This window comes from Streptomyces sp. NPDC058326 (genome assembly GCF_042879855.1).
In the GTDB taxonomy this organism is placed as follows: Bacteria; Actinomycetota; Actinomycetes; order Streptomycetales; family Streptomycetaceae; genus Streptomyces.
In genome coordinates this window covers 31,684-50,771 of sequence record NZ_JBHVZO010000024.1, presented here as the reverse complement: position 1 = coordinate 50,771, position 19,088 = coordinate 31,684, and the positions used below count along the sequence as shown (strand labels likewise).

The following is a 19,088-nucleotide window of genomic DNA, read 5'->3' as shown; positions in this document are numbered from 1 at the left end:
CCTGTGCCCGTTCCGGTCGGGTCGGGTCTTCGGCGTCAGGTCTTCGGGGTCAGGTCAGGGGGAGCAGCATCATGATGTCGTCGCGGTCGTCGCCGGGGGCGACCCGGATCGCCCCGGGGACGCGGCCGACCTCCTTGTAGCCGGCCCGGGCGTAGAAGCCGTCGACGCCGGTACCGCCCCGGCAGGTCAGCCGGATCGCCTCGATCCCCTCGAAGCCCTCGCCGGTGCGGGCGGTGTGCTCGACCGCCGCCATGAGGTCGCGGCCGTATCCCCTGCCCTGGTGCCGGGGGTGGACCATCACCGTGTAGAGCCACACCCAGTGGGTCATCAGCGGGTGGGTGTTGAAGGTGAAGAAGGCGGTGGCGGCGACCTCGCCGTGCTCGTCCCGGCCGACGAGCAGGCGGGTGCCGCCGTCGGTCATCCCGATGAGGTGCTTGAGCAGGACGGGGCGGATGTCGTCGGGAGTGACGGGAGGGACGAAGCCGACCGAGCCGCCGGCGTTGGAGACGTCGGCCCAGAGGGAGAGCACGCCGTCGCGCAGGGTACGGCCGACCGCCGGGTCCATCTCGAACGTAAGGGTCATGCGGCGAGTTTAGTCATTACTCATGGGTCGCTCAAGAGGCCCGGCCCCGGGCCGCCCCACCCCCCGTGCTTCACTGGAGGGACTCGTCCCGTAGGGGAGCCGGGGAACTTTTCGGAACGTCGGAACGGAAGAGTGGGCTGACATGCTCCGCTACACGCTGATGCGTCTCGGTGTCTTCGCCGGATGCTTCCTCGCCCTGTGGGGTCTCGTCTACGTCGGTGTGCTGCCGCGCGGCCTCGGCGACTCGAACCTGCTCTGGGTCCTCATGCTCTCCCTCGTCATCTCGGCCCCGCTGAGCTTCGTCCTCCTGCGCAAGGTACGGGACGACGCGAGCGCCGCGGTCGTGGCGAAGGTCGACCGCGCCAAGGGCAGGCTGGCCGCGAACCGGTCCCAGGAGGACACTCTGTAGCCCGTAAAGGCTGCGTAAGCTTCATCACAGATCGTCCGCCCCGGGCGGAGCTTCCAAGGCTCCCGCCTGGGGCGTTCTGCGTTTCGGAGGTGGAAGGGCGGCCCCGCACCCCAAAGAAGGGCTTTGAGGTTCTCAAAGTTCAAGTGTTAACGTGTTCGGCATGACGACAGCAGTGCGCCTTTCCGATGCCGCGAGCACCCCGCTCGTGGCGCGCCTGCACGTCGATCTCTGCCGCTGTATGTCCGCGGTCTGTTGCCGCGAGCTCTGACCCGGCATCATGCAGCGGCCCGCGTGAAAACGCGCGGGTGCCGCACCCCCGTCCCCGTATTGCCCGATACGCACCTGTGGAGTGTGTCTGTGTCCGCGTCCGCGACCACACCCGAGCAGAAGTCCCCGGCTTCCTCGCGCATACCGAAGATCCCCTTCTGGGCCCAGATCGTCGCCGGTCTCGCCCTCGGCGTACTCCTCGGCTGGATCGCCCGCAGCCAGGACGTCTCCTGGCTGAAGGAGACCCTCGGCCAGGTCGGCGACATCTTCGTCCAGCTGCTCAAGCTGGCCGTCGCCCCGCTCGTCTTCTTCGCGATCCTGGTGTCGATCACCAACCTGCGGAAGGTGAACAACGCCGCCAGGCTCGCCACCCGCACCCTGCTCTGGTTCATGATCACCTCCCTGATCGCGGTCGCCATCGGCCTCGCGATCGGCCTGCTCACCAACCCGGGCGCCGGAACCGGCCTCACCCCGCAGGACGGCAAGCTGCCGAAGCGCGAGGGCTCCTGGATCGACTTCCTGACCGGCATCATCCCGACGGACGTCATCACGCCCTTCACCGAGCTGAACGTCCTCCAGATCGTCTTCATGGCCGCCGTCGCCGGCGTCGCCGCCCTCAAGCTGGGCGACAGGGCCAAGCCGATCCTCACCTTCTCCGAGTCGGTCCTCGAGCTCCTCCAGAAGGCCCTGTGGTGGGTCATCCGGCTCGCGCCCGTCGGCACCGTCGGCCTCATCGGCTTCGCCATCGCCGACTACGGCTGGGACCTGATCGGCAAGTACGCGACCTTCACCGCCGACGTCTACATCGGCTGCGCCCTGGTCATGTTCGGCGTCTACCCGCTGCTGCTCGCCACGGTCGCCAAGGTCAACCCGATCCAGTTCTACAAGGGCGCCTGGCCGGCCATCCAGCTGGCCTTCGTCTCCCGCTCCTCGGTCGGCACCATGCCGGTCACCCAGAGGGTCACCGAGCGCCTCGGCGTCCCGAAGGAGTACGCCTCCTTCGCCGTCCCGTTCGGCGCCACCACCAAGATGGACGGCTGCGCCGCGATCTACCCGGCGCTCGCCGCGATCTTCATCGCGCAGATCTTCGACGTGCAGCTCGGCATCGGTGACTACCTGCTCATCGCCTTCGTCTCCGTCATCGGCTCGGCGGCCACCGCCGGCCTCACCGGCGCGACGGTCATGCTGACTCTGACCCTCTCCACCCTGGGCCTCCCGCTGGAGGGCGTCGGTCTCCTGATGGCGATCGACCCGATCCTGGACATGATCAGGACGGCCACGAACGTGGCGGGCCAGGCTCTGGTCCCGGTGATCGTCTCCGCCCGCGAGAAGATCCTCGACCTCACCGCGTACGGGAACGCCTCGTCGTCCCCGATCGACGACCTGGCCGACGGCCGCGAGGCCGAGCCGAAGGTCGCGGTCGCGGTCTGACGCCTCCACGGCGCCTTCTGACAGCCTTTCGTGCCCCCTGCCCCCGTCCGGGCAGGGGGCACGTACGCTTCTGCGGGGCATCCAGTGGATCTTGGAAGCAGGGGTGGGGCGCCATGGCCGGCGGGGCGAGGGCGCGGCGGCTGCCGCGGGCCGTGCGGGAACGGCAGATGCTGGACGCGGCCGTGCGGAGCTTCGCGCGGCACGGGTACCAGACGGCTTCCATGGACGAGATCGCCGAGCTCGCGGGAGTCTCCAAGCCGCTCGTGTACCTCTATCTGAACTCCAAGGAGGAGCTCTTCACCGCCGTCATCCGGCGGGAGGCCCAGGCGCTGCTCGCGGTGGTGGCCGAGGCGGTCGTCGACCGGAGCGCGCCGCCCGACGAGCGGCTGTGGGCGGGGCTGCTCGCCTTCTTCACGTACGCCGCCGAGCATCCCGACTCCTGGACGGTACTGAGCCGGCAGGCGCGCACGCAGGGAGAGCCGTTCGCCGGGGAGGCCGCCCGGATGCGGGACGAGATCACCGCGTTCGTCGCGGGTCTCATCGGTGAGGCCGCGCGGGAGGCGCGGGGCGGGACCGCCATCATGGAGCGGGACGTGGCCGCGCTCGCGCAGGCGCTCGTCGGTTCCGCCGAGTCGCTGGCCGCCTGGGCCAACGAGACGCCGGGGGTGACGGCGCGGGAGGCGGCGGCGACCCTGATGAACCTCGCCTGGACCGGGCTCGGGAACCTCATGAAGAGCGAGCGCTGGTCCCCGCGCTGACCGGCCGCCGGGCTCCGGAACGCGCGCGCCGGTCTCCCCTTCGAGCCTTGCCGCGCACGGAACTCCGGGCACCTGACTCCGTCCCTCGAGCTCGGACGGCGTGCGGTGCCGCGGGACTTCGCGCGGGAGACCGAGGAGATGTACGGGGCGGGGGAGAAGTCCTCCGGCGGCTCCGCCCCGTACTCCGCGCTCTCCTCACACCATGAGGGACACCTCGTGGATCTCGTCGGCCGCGTGGCCCGTGCGGGCGTGGACCCGCTGGACCGCCTCGGCCGACGGGCCGTGCGACAGGCAGTAGACCGTCCCCGACTCCGGGTCGGCCCAGGCCTTCTCGAAGTGCACTCCCTCGTCCTTCTCGACGGCGAGGTCGGCCTGGTGCGCCTCGTTCAGCTGCTCGGCCGTGATGCCCACCATGCCCCGGTGCACGTCCATGTACGTTGCCATGGTTCACCCACCTCCTCTTCCATGGTGCGCCCTCAGGGCCAGAGCAGCTCGCGCAGCCAGCCGGTGCCGGCCGCCGGGTCGCGGCGGTAGCGGAGGCGCAGGTGGCGGCGGTGTCCGTCGCCCTGGAAGAACTCCACCTCGGCCGGTTCGACGACGTAGAGGGTCCAGGTGGGCGCCGGGGCGTCCGGTTCCGCCTCGGCCCGGCGCCAGGCCTCCGCGCTGGCCTCCGCGAGGGTCTCGGGGGAGTCGAGGACCTCGCTCTGCCGGCCCACGAGGGCCGACGCGAGGGCGCCGGTGGTGCGGGCGTGGAGGTCCTCGTACGCCTCCTCGGGCGTGCCGGTGGTGACGTGGCCCCTGATGCGGACCTGGCGGCCCTGGACCGGCCAGTAGAAGCCGAGGGCGGCCTCGGGGCGGGCGGCGAGCTGGCGGCCCTTGGCGCTGGTGGCGTGCGAGGCGAAGTGCCAGCCGCGCGCGTCGGCGTCGTGCAGCATCACCGTACGGACGTCCGGCCTGCCGTCCTCGTCGGCGGTGGCCAGGGAGAGGGTGTGCGGTTCGGTCTGGCCGGCCGCGACCGCCGCCGTGAACCACTCGTGGAAGAGCGGCAGCGGCTCGGGCGGGGCGCCCGCCGGGTCGAAGGAGGGCAGCTCGGTGTCCCAGACCTTCAGGGAGCGCAGGGCGTGGTGGAAGTCGGTCATGCGGCCACGTTAGGCCGGACCGGCCGGTCCGCCGGCGGGAGCGGGGGGTCCTCGCCCGGGACCGTGTTCGCCGCCGCCCGGAGGTCGGCGCGGATCTTCTTCACGGTCGGCCCCTGCCCAGCACCACCGTGCCCGAGGAGCAGAACCAGCCCCCCGTCCCCGAGGCCACCGCCACCTCCGGCAGGCTCCCGTCCGGCCGGCGCACCTGGAGGCCCGGCGCCTCCCCGCGCAGCTGCCTCACCGCCTCCACCAGGAGGAAGAGCCCCCGCATCCCGGGGTGGCAGGCCGAGAGGCCACCGCCGTCCGTGTTCACCGGCAGCCCGTCCTTCTCCTGGACGAACGGCCCGCCCTCGCCCTTCGCGCAGAAGCCCAGGTCCTCCAGGGTCACCAGGGTCATATAGGTGAAGGCGTCGTAGATCTCGGCGACATCGACGTCCCCGGGTCCGACGCCCGCCCGCTCGAAGGCGAGCCGGCCGCTGACCGCCGCCGGGGAGACCGTGAAGTCCTCCCACTCCGACATCGTGGTGTGCGAGACGTGTTCGCCGGTGCCGAGCACCCAGACCGGGGCCGTACGGCAGTCCTGGACGTACTCCTCCGCGACCAGCAGCACCGCGCAGCCGCCGTCGCTGCGCAGGCAGCAGTGCAGCTTGGTGAACGGGTCCGCGATCATCGGCCCGGCCAGGACGTCGTCGACGGTGATCGGGTCGCGGAACATCGCCTCCGGGTTGAGCGCCGCGTTCGCCCGCGCCCGTACGGCCACCTCGGCGAGCTGCTCCAGGGTCGTCCCGTACTGGTGCATATGGCGGCGCGCGGCCATCGCGTACTTGGCGATCAGGGTGTGCCCGTACGGGACCTCGAACTGGAGCGGGCCGCGTGCCCCGAACGAGAGGTTCGCGGTGCGGCGCCGGGCGCGGATGTCGGCGCGCGCGGTGGAGCCGTACACGAGGAGGACCGCGTTCGCGTGGCCGGCGGCTATCGCGTCGGCGGCGTGCGCGGCCATGACCTCCCAGGTGGCGCCGCCGACGGCGGTCGAGTCCACCCAGCGGGGGCGCAGCCCCAGGTACTCGGCGACCTCGACCGGGGCGAGGGTGCCGAGGCCCGCCGAGGCGAGGCCGTCGATCACCGAGCGGTCCAGGCCGCTGTCCGCGAGCGCGCGGCGGGCGGCCTGGGCGTGCAGCGCGTACGGGGTGGCGTCGTCGACCCGGCCGCAGTCGGCGAGGGCGACGCCCGCGACGGCGACGCGACGGGAACTCCGTGCGGTGGTGGGCTGGGTGGTCGTGGCGGTCGGCATGAATCTGACGGTACATCAGATCTGGTGGATCGGGACCGGCGCGTCTCTGGGCAAGCGGCCGTGCCCGCCTCTAACATGACGCACCGTCAGATTCGGAGGGAGCTCTATGGACGCCGCCGACAGCGCAGCGCTCACCGCCGCCGGAACCGCCCCGTTCGCCATCCCGCTCACCGACGAGCAGCAGGAGATCCGCCGCGCCCTGCGGGGCCTCCTCACCGAGCGGGCCGGGCCGGGCCGGAGCCGTGGGGCCACCGCCACCCCCCAGGGGTACGACCCCGAGCTCTGGGCCGCGATGTCCGGCACCCTCGGCCTCGCCGGCCTCACCCTCCCCCGGGAGTACGGAGGCGCCGGCCGCGGGCCCGTCGAACTCGCCCTCGTCTGCGAGGAGACCGGCCGTGCCCTCGCCCCCTCCCCCCTCCTCGCCACCAGCGTCCTCGCCGCCCCGCTCCTCACCGCTCTCGGCACCCCCGCCCAGCGCGCCGCGCTCCTCCCGCGCCTCGCCGACTCCTCCCTCACCTGCGCCCTCGCGGTGGCCGGACCCCTCGCCCTCGCCCTCGGCCTCACCGGCGACAACACCGCCGACGACTGGTCCGGCGGCGGCCGCGCCGGCGGCGTCCAGGCCCACGCCGCCGACGGAGGCTGGCGGCTGTACGGCGAGGCCGCCCAGGTCGTCGACGGACACAGCGCCGGCCTCCTGCTCGTCGCCGCCCACGCGGGAGGCTTCGCCCGCAGCCGTACGCTCCTCTTCCTCGTACGGACCGACGGGCCCGGCGTGCCCGGACTCGTCCGCACCCGGCAGCACACCCTCGACCCGACCCGCGCCCGGGCCACCGTCCAGTTCCGCGACACCGGAGCCGAACTCCTCGGCGAGGAACCGGCCGACGTCCTCGGCGCCCTCGCCGCCACCGGCCGCGCCGCCGCCGTCATGCTGGCCGCCGAGGCCGTCGGCGCGGCCCGGGAGGCCCTCGACCGCGCCGTCGCCCACGTCACCGCCCGCGAACGGCCCGGCCGGCCCGCCGGACACCGGCTCGCCGACCTGCACGCCCAGATCGAGACCGCCCGCTCCCTCACCCACCGCGCGGCACGGGAACCCGGCCCGGGGCCGGAGAGCGGGCCGCTCGCGCTCGCCCACGCCCTGGACGCCCTGCGTGCCACGACGGGGGAGTCCGTCCAGCTGCACGGCGGCACCGGAACCGCCTGGGAACACGAAGCGCGCCTCTTCTTCGAGCGGGCCGCCTCCGACGAACTGCTCTTCGGCCCCGTGCGGCGGCTGCGCGCTCGGGTGGCGGAACGGGCCGGACTCCTCGGAGAGGCGGCGGCGTAGATGACCGTCGGACGCAGACTCACGCAGAAGATCTCCTCGACCCGGACCTTCGCCCGGATCGGCCCCCGCGTCGTCCCCGCCATGGACAAGGCCGTGCACCGGCTCACCCGGGGAAAAGTGCTGCTCAGTGCCCGGATGCTGCCCGGGCTCCTGCTCACCGCGCGGGGCGCGAGGAGCGGGCTGCCCCGGGTCACCCCGCTGGCCTGCATGCCGGAGCCGGACGGCGGCTGGCTGCTCGTCGGCTCCAACTTCGGCCGCCCCGGCCACCCGGCGTGGACCGCGAACCTCCTCGCCCATCCGGATGCCGAGGTGAACTGGCGGGGCGCCGACATCCCCGTACGGGCGGAGCTGCTCACCGGGGAGGAGCGGGCGGCGGCCTGGCGGGCGGCGCTGGAGTTCTGGCCGCCGTACGCCACCTATCAGGCGCGGGTGGAGCGCGAGATCAGGCTCTTCCGGCTGACCCGGCGGTGAGGGAGGCGTCCGGCGATCCGGGAGGCGGGCTCTCCGGCCGGGGGCGTGGATCAGGGGGCGACGTGGATCCCAGGGGCCGGGGAAACGGCGACGCCGACGGCGGTCCGTGGGGGCGGGCCGCCGTCGGCGTCGACGACAGGACGGGGGGAAGGTGAGCGAGGCTCGGTTCGGATCTCCGGAAGGGCTATCTGGTCGGCTTCTTGCCGGTGATGCCCAGGTGCACCAACAGGGCGAGGTTCGGCTTGAGTTCGGCCTGCTTCACACCCCAGGTCGTGAAGCCCTTCTGGTGCCCGGCGACCGCGGCCAGCATCGCCACCAGTGAACCGGCCATGGCGGCGGGGCTGACCTCCTTGTCGACCTTGCCCTTGCCCTGGAGCTCCTTCACCGCGTCCGTCAGGGAGTTGGTGACCGAGTTCAGGATCTTCATGCGGATCTTGTAGAACCGTTTGTCGCCCTCCGCGGCGCCGAGGTCCACGACCCGGAGGATCGCGTCGTGCTTCCGCCAGAAGTCCAGGAAGCCTTCCACTAGTTCCTCGGAGGTCTGCCAGCCGGCCTTGCCGACCCAGGAGCGGCCGGAGACCAGCTCGGTCAACCCGGCTCCCTCCTTGGCCATTTCCTCCGCGATCTCGAGAACCGCTCCCTCGACGTCCGGGAAGTACTGATAGAACGTCGCGGGTGAAGTACCCGCCTTCCGGGCCACATCGATGACCTTGACGTCCCGGTAGGGCGAGGAGCTGAGCATCTCACCGAGGCAGTCGAGCAGCTTCTGCCGCGTCGCCTGGCCGCGTCGTCCGGCCACGCGGCCGTCGACGGTGCGTACTTGTCCTGTCATGCCGTCAGCTTACCGAGGGGGTGTCGGCGCGCGATTCGGCCGACTGCAAATGGGGTGCGACCCTGTTCCGCGGGTGTTCCGCGAGGTCGGCGCGGGTCCGGGGCGCGATGTTCGAGGGGCGGGTTCAAGCCAGCGCGGGGTGCGGGTGGGCCGGCCGGGGGAGCCCCGTACTCGAATAGCCTTATGAACAGGCTGTGGACAACTTCGGTGGACAACCCGGGCGCCCCAAGGGCTCCCACTCCATGAATCGCCCCTTTGTTCGCATATCGGGGCATGCGGGGCCCTCCGCTCGGCCCTAGCGTGGACCCATGGCGGCACGCACTGAGGGCACCCCCTGCTGGGTGGACGCACAGCTCCCCGACCTGGAAGCGGGCAAGCGCTTCTACGGCGAGCTCTTCGGCTGGACCTTCGACCCCGACCGCGACGAGGCACTCCTCGCCGGGCGACGCGTCGCCGGACTCCTCCCCAAGCGCGACGGCCGCATGCCCACCACCTGGACCCTCTACCTCGCCACCCGGGACGCGGGCTCCCTCTCCACCCGGATCAAGGCCGCCGGCGGCCAGATGGTCATGGAGCCCTACCCCGTCGGCCCGTTCGGCGTCCTGGCCCTCGCCGCCGACCCCGGCGGCGCCGTCTTCGGCCTCCGGCAGTCGGGCGACGACGACGGCTTCGAGGTCGTGAACCGGCCGGGCTCCTTCTGCTGGATGGAGGTGTACACGCGCCGGCCCGAGGCCGTCGACACCTTCTACGCCAGCGTCTTCGGCTACCTCGGCCGCCAGGCCGACGCCGAAGAGGAGGGCAGGGACGCAGGCTTCGACTACCGCGTCTGGTCACCCCCCGGCTCCCGCCCGGGCGACGACAGCGCCTTCGGCGGGCGCGCCGTCATCACCGATGACTTCCCCGCCGAGATGCCCGGCCACGTCCTCGTCTACTTCGCCGTCCACGACTGCGACCAGGCCTGTGCGATCACCGTCCGCCTCGGCGGCCGCGTCGCCACCCCCGCCTTCGACACCCCGCACGGCCGCATCGCCGTCCTCCACGACAACCAGGGCGCCCGCTTCGCGGTCCTCGCGGAACCGAAAGGCCCCGGGGAGCCGAAACGCCTCGCGGAAACGAAACGCCCCGCGGAGCCGACACGCCCACCGGAGACGAAACCTGCCGGTACGGCCTGATCCCTCCTGACCTGTACGGTCCCGTACGGGCCGGTACGGTACCGAGCGGGACCACCCCCATATGAGCTGTGACACCCCGATCCGCCCCCGGGTTCGCAACCGGGCCCTCGGACAGGAAGAATCAGCGCCACGGGGCCGTACCCTCATGGCCCGTACGGGGAGGTGGCAGGCAAGTGGAACAGCTGACGCAGCACGACCCGAGACGTATCGGGCCCTTCGAGGTGCTGGGCCGGCTCGGCGCGGGCGGGATGGGCCTGGTCTATCTCGCGCGCTCGGCCTCGGGCCGGCGCGTGGCGATCAAGACCGTGCGCACGGAGCTCGCGGAGGACCAGCTGTTCCGGGTCCGCTTCACCCGGGAGGTGGAGGCTGCGCGCGCGGTCTCCGGCTTCTACACGGCCGCCGTCGTGGACGCCGACCCCCGGGCCGCCGTGCCCTGGCTGGCGACCGCCTACGTCCCCGCGCCCTCGCTCGAAGAGATAGTGAACGAGTGCGGGCCGCTCCCGGCCCAGGCCGTGCGCTGGCTGGCCGCCGGTGTCGCCGAGGCCCTGCAGTCCATCCACGGCGCGGGCCTGGTCCACCGTGACCTCAAGCCCTCCAACGTCCTCGTCGTCGAGGACGGCCCCCGGGTGATCGACTTCGGCATCGCGTCGGGCGTCTCCAACACGCGCCTGACCATGACCAATGTCGCCGTCGGCACCCCGGCCTACATGTCTCCCGAGCAGGCCCGCGACTCGCGCAGCGTCACCGGCGCGAGCGATGTCTTCTCGCTGGGCTCGATGCTGGTCTTCGCCGCCACCGGCCACGCGCCCTTCCACGGCGCCAACCCGGTCGAGACCGTCTTCATGCTGCTCCGCGAGGGCCCCGACCTGGAGGGCCTGCCCGAGGAGCTGCGGCCCCTCATCGAGTCCTGCATGCAGATGGACATCGCCCGCCGGCCCACCCCGGCCGACCTCCAGGCCCAGCTGGCCCCGCATCTCTTCGGCCCCGGCAGCGACGACAGCGGCACGGCATCGGCCTGGCTGCCGGAGAGCGCCACCGCCATGATCGAGACCCGCCGCGGCGGCCGTCCCGCTCCGGCGCCGACCGCGCCCCCGATGCCGCCGCGCCCGCCGCGGCAGCCCGGCGACCACGGCGGCGACCCCCGCTTCCCGGAACCCGCGCCCGTCGGAGGCGGCCGCCGTCCCGATCCCGCGCCCGTTGGCGGCGGCCGGCACGCCGGGCCCGCCGAGAGCGCGGGCGGGCCCGTACGCCTCGGGGGCGCGACCGTGCCCATCGGCCCGGGCCCCCGCGTCGCCGACACCCGGGCCGCGCTCGCCGTCGGCCGGAGTGCCGACGCCGGTCCCGCGACCGGCTGGATCCGTCCGCCCGGCGGCGGCCCGCACGGCGCCGACGCCGGTTCGTACGCCGGAGAGCCCGGCCCGCCGCCCGGCTCGCGCCCCGTGAGCGTCCCCTCCCAGGGCTCCGAGCAGGCCCCGCCGGAGCCGGGCCCCTGGCGGCCCTGGCGCTTCCGGATGTCGAACGACGTCTGGGGCACCCCGGTCGTCGACGGCGACCTGCTGTACGTCACCTCGTTCGAGGTACACGCCCTGGACACCGGCAGCGGCCGGCGCCAGTTCAAGACCCGGGACGTGGCCTGGTCCATGGCCGTCGCCGCAGGCCGTATCCACGCCTCCGACGGGCCCACCCTGTACGCCCTCGACGCGACCGACGGCAGTGAGCGCTGGCGGCTGCGGACGGACGCCTGGGTGTACTCGCTCCAGGTCGACCGGGGCACGGTCGTCACCGGTACGCGCGGTGGCGGGGTGCAGGGCTGGGAGGCCTCCAACGGCACCAAGCTGTGGGAGATCACCGGCGCGCAGACCGACTTCGAGACCCCGGAGGCGGGGCCCGCCGTCCACGGCGACACCGTGTACGTGTGGCGGGAGGCCCGGCTCCAGGCCCTCGACGCCCGCACCGGCGTCGAGCGCTGGTCGTATCCGATCGGAGACGCCGCCTCCTGCGCCGGCGTGCCCGTGCGGGTGGCCCCGGCCGAGGACGGCTGCGTGTACGTCTCCGCCGGGACCCGGGTCCTGTCGATCGACATCGCCGCCGGACACGTCCGCTGGCACTTCGAGGCGCCGGCGGTCTTCCTCTCGCCGCCGACGTTCGCGCCGGGACCCGCGGTGACGGGCGGCGGGGTGTACCTCTCCGACCACCTCGGCACGGTGTACGCGATCGACGCCACCACCGGGCAGGACCGCTGGCGGATCGCGACCGAGCCGCGCCAGTCGGCCGAGCCGGTGCTCGTCGCCGACGGCAACGTGCACGTCGGCAGCGGCAGCGCGCTGTACACGCTGGACGCGGTCACCGGCACGCCCCGCTGGCGGTTCGCGGCGGGCGGCGAGCTGGTCGGCTCCCCGGTCGTCGCCGACGGCCGGGTGCACTTCGGCTCCGCCGACCACGTCCTCTACACCCTGGACGCGACCGGCGGTCAGCTGCGCTGGAAGCTCGCGACCGGCGGCGAGATCACCGGGTCGCCGGTGGCCAGGGGCGGGGTGGTGTACGCGTGCAGCAAGGACCGCTGCGTGTACGCGCTCGACGCGGTCAAGGGCACGGCGACGGGGCGGGGGTCCGCCGCCCGGTAGCCCGCGGGGGCCGGACAACAGGCCCTACGGCGTGTTCTTCGGCGGCGGGTTCTCCCGGTCCGGGTCCCGGTCCGGCACATCGGAGGTCCGCGTCGGCGCGTACGGTTCCGAGTCCCGCGCGTGGTCGCGCGGCCCGTCGGGCGCCGCGTCCTGCGGCGGGCCGTCGAGCGGCGGACGGGGGTGCCGGGGGTGCCGGTCCACCCGGCGCCTGCGGTGCCTGCCCGCCATGACGAGCGCCCCGATCAGCAGCAGGACCCCGCCGCAGAGGGCGATCGCGACGCCGTCGCCGAGCCCGGAGCCGTCGCCGCCGACCGTGAGGCTGCCCTCGGCCTGCCCGACCTGGACCATCCACAGGATCGTGAAGCCGAGGACGACGACCCCGGCGAGGGCCACGAGCAGCCGGGAGCGCAGCACCACGCCGACGAGGGCGAGGAGCGCGGCGAAGAGGAAGGGCAGCAGGATCGACCCGAACACGTCGGCCTTGTCCCCGGTGATGCCGGTGAACAGGTCCCCGATGGCGTAATCGCGGCCGTGACGGCCGTCGTACCAGGCACGGAAGGGGCTCCAGACGGCGGCCGCCGCTCCGACGAGAGCGAGGACCGAGCCGGCGACGTTTCGGATCATCGGTGCGGCCTCCTTGACGGTCGGCTCTCGTCTCCGACGCTACGCCGGGTGCGGGGGGCCCGCCAGGCAGCACGGAAGCGCCGTGAGAAAGTGGCGCGGACACGGCAGGGACGGCGGGGAGCGGTGATGGTACGGACACGCCTGAAGCTCGCGGCGACGCTCACGGTGGTGGTGCTGGCGCTGACCGGTTTCCAGACCGGTAAGGGCGGCAGCAGCAGTGGTGGCGGTGGCGGCGGCAAGAGCAAGAGCGGCAAGAGCCGCTCGGACGACGACTCGGGCGGCGGCTGCTCCAGCGACGAGAAGAACAACGACGACTACAGCGGTTCGGGCAGCGGCTCCACGGCCACGGCGAGCCCGTCTCCCTCGGGGGCGCTGGTCGAGGTCGTGGTCGTCGACTGTGTGAAGCCCGCGCAGAAGAAGCGCAAGGGCAGGCCGGCCCGCAAGGCGGACACCACGGCGAACCTGAGGATCACGTCGCGCGACGCGCTCCCCGGGACGTACGAGGTGACGCTGGAGTTCAAGGGCGCCTCGGGGACCGCGGTCGATTCGGCCGTGGCCGTCGTCACCGTCGGCAGCTACGAGGAGAAGACCTTCGAGGTCGCGATGAAGTCCCCGAAGGCCGTCGGCCGGGTGAAGAACTGCTGGGTGTACGACGTGCGCCGGCGGGACGGCGCCACGACCCCTACCGCGTCCGGAAGCCCTTCGCCCTCGTCGTGAACAGTCCGGCCTGCCGGTCGGCCGGCAGGTTCCCCAGCGTCACCAGGTGCGGCGCGAGCGCGAGGGCCCGGGCCCTCGCCGTCTCCTTCACCGACCAGAGCGCCCGGACCGTGCCCTGGACGGCCTCCGTCGGGTACGAGGCGATGACGACGGCGGCCCCGCGGGCGGCGGCCAGCGCCCCGCCGGGCGCCGTCACCTCGCTGACAAGACCTGTCTCGTACGCCCGCCGGGCCGAGATCCGTTCCGCGCCGCCCATCAGCGCCATCCGGGCGATCTCCCCGTGGGGCATCCGCTGCGCCATGTGGACGGTCTCGAAGGCGCTGACCATCCCGTAGGTGGTGTGCGGGTCGAAGAAGGTGGCGTCCTCGCCCGCGATCAGGAACTCGGCCTCGCCGAGCAGGTAGAACGCCCCGCCGCAGGCCATGCCCTCGACGGCGGCGACCACCGGCTTCCACAGGTCGTTGGCCTTGGGACCGATCGTGAGGAGGGGGTCGTCGATCGTGTACGGGGAGGAGGGCTGCGGCACGTTCCCGGCGGCCTCCCGGTCGATGCCGGTGCAGAAGGCCCGTACCCCGGCCCCGGTGACGACGATCGCACGGATCTCGTCCTCGTACCGCAAGCCGCCCCAGACGGCGCCGAGTTCGCGGGCCATGTCCAGGGTGAGCGCGTTGTGCTTCTCCGGCCGGTCGAGGGTGACGACGGCGACCCCGGTCTCCTTGTCGCGCTCCACCCGGATGCTCATCCGCGCTCCAGGAGCCAGCGGGGGACGGCGAGACCGCCGGTCTCGGTGAAGGCGACCTTCACGGGGGCGCCGATGCGCAGCCGGGCCGGGTCGACCGAGTTCAGGGGGGCGTCCGGGGCGGCGACGACGTTGCCGGCGAGGCGGATGCGGGGGGCGTCGGCGAGTTCGACGAGCACCGCGTTGTACGGGGCCTGGGCGGCGTACTCGGGCAGGAGCGGCGGGTGGGGCAGGACGTACGACCAGATCCGGCCGCGTCCGGACATCAGGCGCCATGCGCTCGCGAAGGACTGGCAGTGCGGGCAGCAGGGGCGGGGCGGGAAGCGGAGCTCGCCGCAGTCGGCGCAGCTCTGGACGCGCAGTTCGCCCCGGGCGGCGTACTCCCAGAAGGGGGCGCCGTCCTCGTCGGTGACGGGGGTCAGCATCGGGATCAGCTCCTGAGGAGGACGGCGGATGTGGGGACGCCCTCGCCTGCCGTGACAAGGCAGGTGGCGGCGTCGGGGACCTGGGCGGTGGAGGTGCCGCGGAGCTGCTTCACGCCCTCGGTGATGAGGTTGAAGCCGTGGACGTACGCCTCGCTCAGCCCTCCTCCGCCGGTGTTGAGGGGCAGCCGGCCGCCGATCTCCAGCGCGCCGCCCTCGGTGAAGGCGGCGCCCTCGCCGCGCCCGCAGAAGCCGTAGCCCTCAAGGGAGAGCGGGACGAGCGGGGTGAAGGCGTCGTAGATCTGGGCGACGTCGACGTCCTGGGGGCCGAAGTCGGCGTTCTTCCAGAGGTGGCGGGCGGCGGTCCAGGCGGGGCCCGAGAGCGGGTCGTCGTTCCAGTAGTTGACCATGCCGTGGTGCTGGGCGGGCAGGCCCTGGGCGGCGGAGTGGACGTACACGGGCTTGCGGCGGCAGTCGCGGGCCCGTTCGGCGGAGACGATCACGCACGCCAGCGCCCCGTCGGTCTCCAGACAGTTGTCGAAGAGGCAGAGGGGTTCGCTGATCCAGCGGGCGGTCATGTACATCTCGCGGGTCAGCGGGCGTTCGTACATGATCGCGTCGGGGTTCTGGTTGGCGCGGTTGCGGCAGGCGAGGGCGACGTTGAAGAGGTGATCGCGGGTGGCGCCGTACTCGTGCATGTAGCGGCGGGCGAGCATGCCGATCTCGTCGGCGGGGCGGAGCAGCCCGAAGGGGCGGGTCCACTGGCCGGGGGTGGGCAGCTGGACGGCGGTGTTCTTCCAGGGCCGTGGGCCGCTGCCGCGCTTGCGGGACCGCCAGGCGACGCCGACGCTCGCCTGCCCGGTGGCGACGGCGGCGGCGAGGTGGCCGACGGTGGCGCAGGACCCGCCGCCGCCGTAGCCGACCTTGGAGAAGAAGGTGACGTCTCCGGCGCCGATGGCCTTGGCGACCTCGACCTCGTCGGTCTCCTCCATCGTGTAGGAGGCGAAGCCGTCGACCTCGGAGGGGGCGATCCCCGCGTCGTCGAGGGCCGCGAGGATCGCTCGGCAGGCGAGGGTCTTCTCCGTCTCGGGGAGCTGTTTCGCGAAGGCGGTCTGTCCGATCCCGACGATGGCGGTGGCGTCCTTGAGCACGGAACCTCCCGGTGCGACAGCGGTGCTGACAGCGCGTCAGGTTACAACTAATCTGACGGATAGTCAGCTACAGGAGGTTGGGTATGCGCGGCGACCTGGAGTGGGGCACGATCCCCGGTCTCGTACGGGCGGCGGCCGAGCGGTACGGCGCACGGGAGGCCGTCGTCGACGGCCGCACCCGCGTCAGCTACGCCGAACTCGGCGGCCGCGTCGAACGGGCCGCCGCCGCCTGCCTCGCCACCGGCATCCGGACCGGTGACCGGGTGGCGGTCTGGGCCCCCAACACCCTCGACTGGATCGTCTCCGCCCTCGGCGCCGTCACCGCCGGCGCGGTCCTCGTCCCCCTGAACACCCGCTTCAAGGGCACCGAGGCCGCCCACGTCCTCCAGCGCTCCCGGGCCCGGCTGCTCTTCGTCACCGGTACCTTCCTCGGGACCTCGTACGTGGCCTCCCTGCGCCGCTCCGGAGTCCCGCTGCCGCACCTGGAGAAGGTCGTGGTCCTCGGCGACACCGCGCCCGAGGAGTGGACCACCTGGAAGGCCTTCCTCGCGGAGGGCGACACCGTCCCCGCCGACCGGGTCCGCGCCCGGGCCGAGGAGATCGACCCCACCGCCCCCTCCGACATCATCTACACCTCCGGCACCACCGGCAGCCCCAAGGGCGCCGTCATCAGCCACGCCCAGAGCCTGCGCTGCTACGCGATCTGGTCCGCGCTCGCCGGCCTCCGGGAGGACGACCGCTACCTCGTGGTCAACCCCTTCTTCCACACCTTCGGCTACAAGGCCGGGATCCTCGCCTGCCTGATGCGGGGCGCGGTGATCGTCCCCCAGTCCGTCTTCACCGTCGACACCGTCCTCGCCAACATCGCCGCCGAACGCATCACGGTCCTGCCCGGCCCGCCCACCCTCCACCAGTCCCTCCTCGACCACCCCGCGCGCCCGGCCCACGACCTGTCCACCCTGCGCCTCGTCGTGACGGGCGCGGCCGTCGTCCCCCTCCGGCTCGTCGAGCGGCTCCGCACCGACCTGGGCGTCGGCACGGTCCTCACCGCGTACGGGCTCTCCGAGGCCAGCGGCATCGTCACCATGTGCCGCCGCGACGACCCGGACGAGACCGTCGCCGCCACCTCGGGCCGCCCGATCCCCGGCACCGAGGTCCGCCTCTCGCCGACCGGTGAGGTCCTGGTCAGGGGTCATCACGTGATGAGCGGCTACTTCGAGGACGAGGAGGCGACTGCGGCGGCGATCGACGAGGACGGCTGGCTCCGCACCGGCGACATCGGCGTCCTCGACGAGGCGGGCAACCTGCGGATCACCGACCGGCTCAAGGACATGTTCATCGTGGGCGGCTTCAACGCCTACCCGGCGGAGATCGAGCAGCTCCTCGGCCTCCACCCCGACATCGCGGACGTCGCCGTGATCGGCGTCCCCGACGCGCGGCTCGGGGAGGTCGGCAAGGCGTACGCGGTACGGAGGGCGGGGGCGCGGGTCACGGCGGACGACCTGATCGCCTGGTCCCGGCGGGAGATGGCGAACTACAAAGTGCCGAGAGAGGTCGAGTTCGTGCCGGAGCTGCCGCGGAACGCGAGCGGGAAGGTGGTGAAGGGGGAGCTGCGGGCGAGGGGGTGAGGGGTGCCGGGTGTCCCGGCGGCGCTGCGGTGAGGCGTGCCGGGCGCCCCGGCGGTGCTGCGGTGAGGCGTGCCGGGCGCCCCGGCGGCGCCGCTGTGAGGCGTGCCGGGTTCCCCTGCGGCGCCGCGGCCGCAACCAACTCCCTTTTCACACACGTCATATGGGCAGTCCTTCACCTACCCCTCTCCAGGAGCAGCCGGTGTCGACGCAAGAGATCCCCCTCACCCTCACCCCCCAGCAGGCGGCCCAGGGCGTGATCATCACCGTCCAGCTGCCGACCGGCCCCGCCCACCTCACCGTCCGCCCCTGCCGCCACGGCGAACTCGTCGCGGCCCGGCTCGGCGACGGAACCGTGTACCTGCGCATCACGGTCGCCGGGGCGCAGCCCGCCAAGAAGTCCGGCGTGCTCGGGTGTCTGGTCCCGCTCTTCGTCATCGGCGCGATCATCGGCGGCGTGTCCCTCCTGTCGGACGACGGGGACGACACGGCCGGCTCAAGGGGCCCCGGCCCGGTGCCGACGTTCTCGCACTCGCCGTTCCCCACCTTCGACCTCGATCCCACGGCCACCGCCGCCCCCACCCCGACCGAGGAGGAGCCCGACCCCTACGACAAGGGCACGTGCCTCAACGGCTCGCTCCCCGACTCGACGACCGCGCAGACCGTCGACGACGTCGAGGAGGTCTCCTGCTCGGCGTCCGACGCGCACTACAAGGTGATCCAGACCTTCCCCTTCACCTCGGACATGGACAACTGCAACTCCAACCCCAAGACCCAGTACGCCTTTTCGCACCGCTACACCATGAACGGCGCCGTCGTCAGCGAGTACGTGTACTGCCTGATCGGCCTCGGCTCCTACGCCCGCTGACAGACCGAAGGGGCCGGGCAGATGCCCGGCCCCTCCTGGTGCGGTGGTCCGATCGCGTTGCGCACGGGCCCTGCCCGGACGGATCCCCCCTGGTTCCGCCGGGTGTCCCCCGAACCCGTGTGCTCCCCCGTCGACCGGACCTCCCTGGTGGGCCCCGGCGGCTCCCCCGAAGTCGCCGCCGCGGCCGTTCCCCGTCGGGAATGGTCTACTTGGCGGGCTCCGTCGTGGCGTGCATGTCCATCGTGGTGATGGTCTCCGCGCCGCCGCCGGTGACCTTGTCGGTGATCGCGTCGATCGCCGGCTCCGTCGTGGCGTGCATGTCCTTGGTGGTGACCGTCTCGTCGCGGCTGCCCGTGATCTTGTCGGTGATCGCGTCGATCGCCGGCTCCGAGGTGGCGTGCATGTCCATGGGCTTGATGATCGGGTCCTGCTTGATCGGGTCGGTCATGCTCGTCAACTCCTGCGTGTGATGTCCGGGATGTGAGGAGATTCGTCCAGCCGTTCCCCCGTGGACCGCTGGACGAATCTCCGGGGCCGATCACCCTAGTACTCAGGGGCTGTGACCCTCATCGGCGACCCGTCTGCCCCCCGACGCGGCGGATCGTCATGGGAAAAGCATGCCGGTCGGCGATAAACGAACG

At 72.7% G+C, this 19,088-nt stretch carries 20 protein-coding genes; 10 read left to right on the top strand and 10 right to left on the bottom strand.

What is annotated here, in order from left to right:
* Positions 1 to 49 precede the first annotated feature (49 nt).
* Positions 50 to 583, bottom strand: coding sequence for a GNAT family N-acetyltransferase (locus tag ACFVYX_RS31985; protein ID WP_389684983.1), 534 nt, complete (start codon positions 581 to 583; stop codon positions 50 to 52).
* Positions 584 to 725: 142 nt separating this feature from the next.
* Between ACFVYX_RS31985 and ACFVYX_RS31980 the strand changes: the two genes are divergently transcribed.
* From ACFVYX_RS31980 to ACFVYX_RS31970, 3 genes are all read left to right on the top strand, one after another.
* A complete protein-coding gene (locus ACFVYX_RS31980) occupies positions 726 to 992 on the top strand; it encodes a DUF4229 domain-containing protein (RefSeq protein ID WP_389684982.1) in 267 nt (88 codons plus the stop codon).
* Between the two features lie 357 nt (positions 993 to 1,349).
* Entirely contained in the window at positions 1,350 to 2,690 is a 1,341-nt protein-coding gene (locus tag ACFVYX_RS31975) for a dicarboxylate/amino acid:cation symporter (RefSeq protein WP_389684981.1), read from the top strand.
* A gap of 113 nt (positions 2,691 to 2,803) precedes the next feature.
* Complete coding sequence (locus tag ACFVYX_RS31970; RefSeq protein ID WP_389684980.1) at positions 2,804 to 3,448, top strand: TetR/AcrR family transcriptional regulator; 645 nt, start codon at positions 2,804 to 2,806, stop codon at positions 3,446 to 3,448.
* 195 nt (positions 3,449 to 3,643) lie between these two features.
* Here the strand turns inward: ACFVYX_RS31970 and ACFVYX_RS31965 are convergent, their stop codons facing one another.
* The 3 genes from ACFVYX_RS31965 to ACFVYX_RS31955 form a co-directional block, all read right to left on the bottom strand.
* A complete protein-coding gene (locus ACFVYX_RS31965) occupies positions 3,644 to 3,892 on the bottom strand; it encodes an SCO4226 family nickel-binding protein (RefSeq protein WP_389684979.1) in 249 nt (82 codons plus the stop codon).
* A 32-nt stretch (positions 3,893 to 3,924) separates the two neighbouring features.
* Positions 3,925 to 4,587, bottom strand: a complete 663-nt coding sequence (locus tag ACFVYX_RS31960; RefSeq protein ID WP_389684978.1) for a pyridoxal 5'-phosphate synthase — start codon at positions 4,585 to 4,587, stop codon at positions 3,925 to 3,927.
* A gap of 100 nt (positions 4,588 to 4,687) precedes the next feature.
* Positions 4,688 to 5,878: an acetyl-CoA acetyltransferase gene (locus ACFVYX_RS31955; protein ID WP_389684977.1), complete on the bottom strand. Its 1,191-nt coding sequence runs from the start codon at positions 5,876 to 5,878 to the stop codon at positions 4,688 to 4,690.
* A 106-nt stretch (positions 5,879 to 5,984) separates the two neighbouring features.
* Here ACFVYX_RS31955 and ACFVYX_RS31950 point away from each other — a divergent pair, with 106 nt between their 5' ends.
* Entirely contained in the window at positions 5,985 to 7,202 is a 1,218-nt protein-coding gene (locus tag ACFVYX_RS31950) for an acyl-CoA dehydrogenase family protein (protein WP_389684976.1), read from the top strand.
* Positions 7,203 to 7,673, top strand: coding sequence for a nitroreductase family deazaflavin-dependent oxidoreductase (locus tag ACFVYX_RS31945; protein ID WP_389684975.1), 471 nt, complete (start codon positions 7,203 to 7,205; stop codon positions 7,671 to 7,673).
* A gap of 184 nt (positions 7,674 to 7,857) precedes the next feature.
* On the opposite strand, the gene ACFVYX_RS31940 is transcribed toward ACFVYX_RS31945, so the two are convergent.
* Positions 7,858 to 8,505, bottom strand: coding sequence for a TetR family transcriptional regulator (locus ACFVYX_RS31940; RefSeq protein WP_389684974.1), 648 nt, complete (start codon positions 8,503 to 8,505; stop codon positions 7,858 to 7,860).
* Between the two features lie 308 nt (positions 8,506 to 8,813).
* On the opposite strand from ACFVYX_RS31940, the gene ACFVYX_RS31935 reads away from it, so the two are divergent.
* Together ACFVYX_RS31935 and ACFVYX_RS31930 are read left to right on the top strand one after the other, a co-directional pair.
* Positions 8,814 to 9,677 carry a VOC family protein gene (locus ACFVYX_RS31935; RefSeq protein ID WP_389684973.1) on the top strand — a complete coding sequence of 288 codons (864 nt, stop codon included), beginning with the start codon at positions 8,814 to 8,816 and terminating at the stop codon, positions 9,675 to 9,677.
* Positions 9,678 to 9,850: 173 nt separating this feature from the next.
* Positions 9,851 to 12,301: a PQQ-binding-like beta-propeller repeat protein gene (locus tag ACFVYX_RS31930; protein ID WP_389684972.1), complete on the top strand. Its 2,451-nt coding sequence runs from the start codon at positions 9,851 to 9,853 to the stop codon at positions 12,299 to 12,301.
* Between the two features lie 24 nt (positions 12,302 to 12,325).
* On the opposite strand, the gene ACFVYX_RS31925 is transcribed toward ACFVYX_RS31930, so the two are convergent.
* Positions 12,326 to 12,925: a hypothetical protein gene (locus ACFVYX_RS31925; RefSeq protein WP_389684971.1), complete on the bottom strand. Its 600-nt coding sequence runs from the start codon at positions 12,923 to 12,925 to the stop codon at positions 12,326 to 12,328.
* Between the two features lie 126 nt (positions 12,926 to 13,051).
* On the opposite strand from ACFVYX_RS31925, the gene ACFVYX_RS31920 reads away from it, so the two are divergent.
* Positions 13,052 to 13,642: a hypothetical protein gene (locus ACFVYX_RS31920; RefSeq protein WP_389684970.1), complete on the top strand. Its 591-nt coding sequence runs from the start codon at positions 13,052 to 13,054 to the stop codon at positions 13,640 to 13,642.
* Here the strand turns inward: ACFVYX_RS31920 and ACFVYX_RS31915 are convergent.
* Genes ACFVYX_RS31915 through ACFVYX_RS31905 form a run of 3 tightly spaced genes read right to left on the bottom strand, consistent with a single transcriptional unit; the run spans position 13,608 to position 15,954 of the window.
* Positions 13,608 to 14,384: an enoyl-CoA hydratase/isomerase family protein gene (locus tag ACFVYX_RS31915; protein ID WP_389684969.1), complete on the bottom strand. Its 777-nt coding sequence runs from the start codon at positions 14,382 to 14,384 to the stop codon at positions 13,608 to 13,610. The genes ACFVYX_RS31920 and ACFVYX_RS31915 overlap by 35 nt on opposite strands.
* A complete protein-coding gene (locus ACFVYX_RS31910; protein WP_389684968.1) occupies positions 14,381 to 14,806 on the bottom strand; it encodes a Zn-ribbon domain-containing OB-fold protein in 426 nt (141 codons plus the stop codon). The genes ACFVYX_RS31915 and ACFVYX_RS31910 overlap by 4 nt, the downstream gene beginning before the upstream one ends.
* 5 nt (positions 14,807 to 14,811) lie before the next feature.
* Positions 14,812 to 15,954, bottom strand: a complete 1,143-nt coding sequence (locus tag ACFVYX_RS31905; protein WP_389684967.1) for a lipid-transfer protein — start codon at positions 15,952 to 15,954, stop codon at positions 14,812 to 14,814.
* A gap of 83 nt (positions 15,955 to 16,037) precedes the next feature.
* Between ACFVYX_RS31905 and ACFVYX_RS31900 the strand changes: the two genes are divergently transcribed.
* Both ACFVYX_RS31900 and ACFVYX_RS31895 read left to right on the top strand, forming a co-directional pair.
* Positions 16,038 to 17,582 (top strand): FadD3 family acyl-CoA ligase, encoded by a 1,545-nt coding sequence (locus ACFVYX_RS31900; RefSeq protein WP_389684966.1) that lies wholly within the window; start codon positions 16,038 to 16,040, stop codon positions 17,580 to 17,582.
* A 199-nt stretch (positions 17,583 to 17,781) separates the two neighbouring features.
* Complete coding sequence (locus ACFVYX_RS31895) at positions 17,782 to 18,447, top strand: hypothetical protein (RefSeq protein ID WP_389684965.1); 666 nt, start codon at positions 17,782 to 17,784, stop codon at positions 18,445 to 18,447.
* 205 nt (positions 18,448 to 18,652) lie between these two features.
* Here ACFVYX_RS31895 and ACFVYX_RS31890 read toward each other — a convergent pair whose 3' ends face one another.
* Positions 18,653 to 18,895 carry a hypothetical protein gene (locus ACFVYX_RS31890; RefSeq protein ID WP_389684964.1) on the bottom strand — a complete coding sequence of 81 codons (243 nt, stop codon included), beginning with the start codon at positions 18,893 to 18,895 and terminating at the stop codon, positions 18,653 to 18,655.
* Positions 18,896 to 19,088: the final 193 nt, after the last annotated feature.

Coding starts and splice junctions, on each gene's coding strand:
- ACFVYX_RS31985 (WP_389684983.1), bottom strand. CDS start 583: ATGACCCTTACGTTCGAGATGGACCCGGCGGTCGGCCGTACCCTGCGC.
- ACFVYX_RS31980 (WP_389684982.1), top strand. CDS start 726: ATGCTCCGCTACACGCTGATGCGTCTCGGTGTCTTCGCCGGATGCTTC.
- ACFVYX_RS31970 (WP_389684980.1), top strand. CDS start 2,804: ATGGCCGGCGGGGCGAGGGCGCGGCGGCTGCCGCGGGCCGTGCGGGAA.
- ACFVYX_RS31965 (WP_389684979.1), bottom strand. CDS start 3,892: ATGGCAACGTACATGGACGTGCACCGGGGCATGGTGGGCATCACGGCC.
- ACFVYX_RS31960 (WP_389684978.1), bottom strand. CDS start 4,587: ATGACCGACTTCCACCACGCCCTGCGCTCCCTGAAGGTCTGGGACACC.
- ACFVYX_RS31955 (WP_389684977.1), bottom strand. CDS start 5,878: ATGCCGACCGCCACGACCACCCAGCCCACCACCGCACGGAGTTCCCGT.
- ACFVYX_RS31950 (WP_389684976.1), top strand. CDS start 5,985: ATGGACGCCGCCGACAGCGCAGCGCTCACCGCCGCCGGAACCGCCCCG.
- ACFVYX_RS31945 (WP_389684975.1), top strand. CDS start 7,203: ATGACCGTCGGACGCAGACTCACGCAGAAGATCTCCTCGACCCGGACC.
- ACFVYX_RS31940 (WP_389684974.1), bottom strand. CDS start 8,505: ATGACAGGACAAGTACGCACCGTCGACGGCCGCGTGGCCGGACGACGC.
- ACFVYX_RS31935 (WP_389684973.1), top strand. CDS start 8,814: ATGGCGGCACGCACTGAGGGCACCCCCTGCTGGGTGGACGCACAGCTC.
- ACFVYX_RS31925 (WP_389684971.1), bottom strand. CDS start 12,925: ATGATCCGAAACGTCGCCGGCTCGGTCCTCGCTCTCGTCGGAGCGGCG.
- ACFVYX_RS31920 (WP_389684970.1), top strand. CDS start 13,052: ATGGTACGGACACGCCTGAAGCTCGCGGCGACGCTCACGGTGGTGGTG.
- ACFVYX_RS31915 (WP_389684969.1), bottom strand. CDS start 14,384: ATGAGCATCCGGGTGGAGCGCGACAAGGAGACCGGGGTCGCCGTCGTC.
- ACFVYX_RS31910 (WP_389684968.1), bottom strand. CDS start 14,806: ATGCTGACCCCCGTCACCGACGAGGACGGCGCCCCCTTCTGGGAGTAC.
- ACFVYX_RS31900 (WP_389684966.1), top strand. CDS start 16,038: ATGCGCGGCGACCTGGAGTGGGGCACGATCCCCGGTCTCGTACGGGCG.
- ACFVYX_RS31890 (WP_389684964.1), bottom strand. CDS start 18,895: ATGACCGACCCGATCAAGCAGGACCCGATCATCAAGCCCATGGACATG.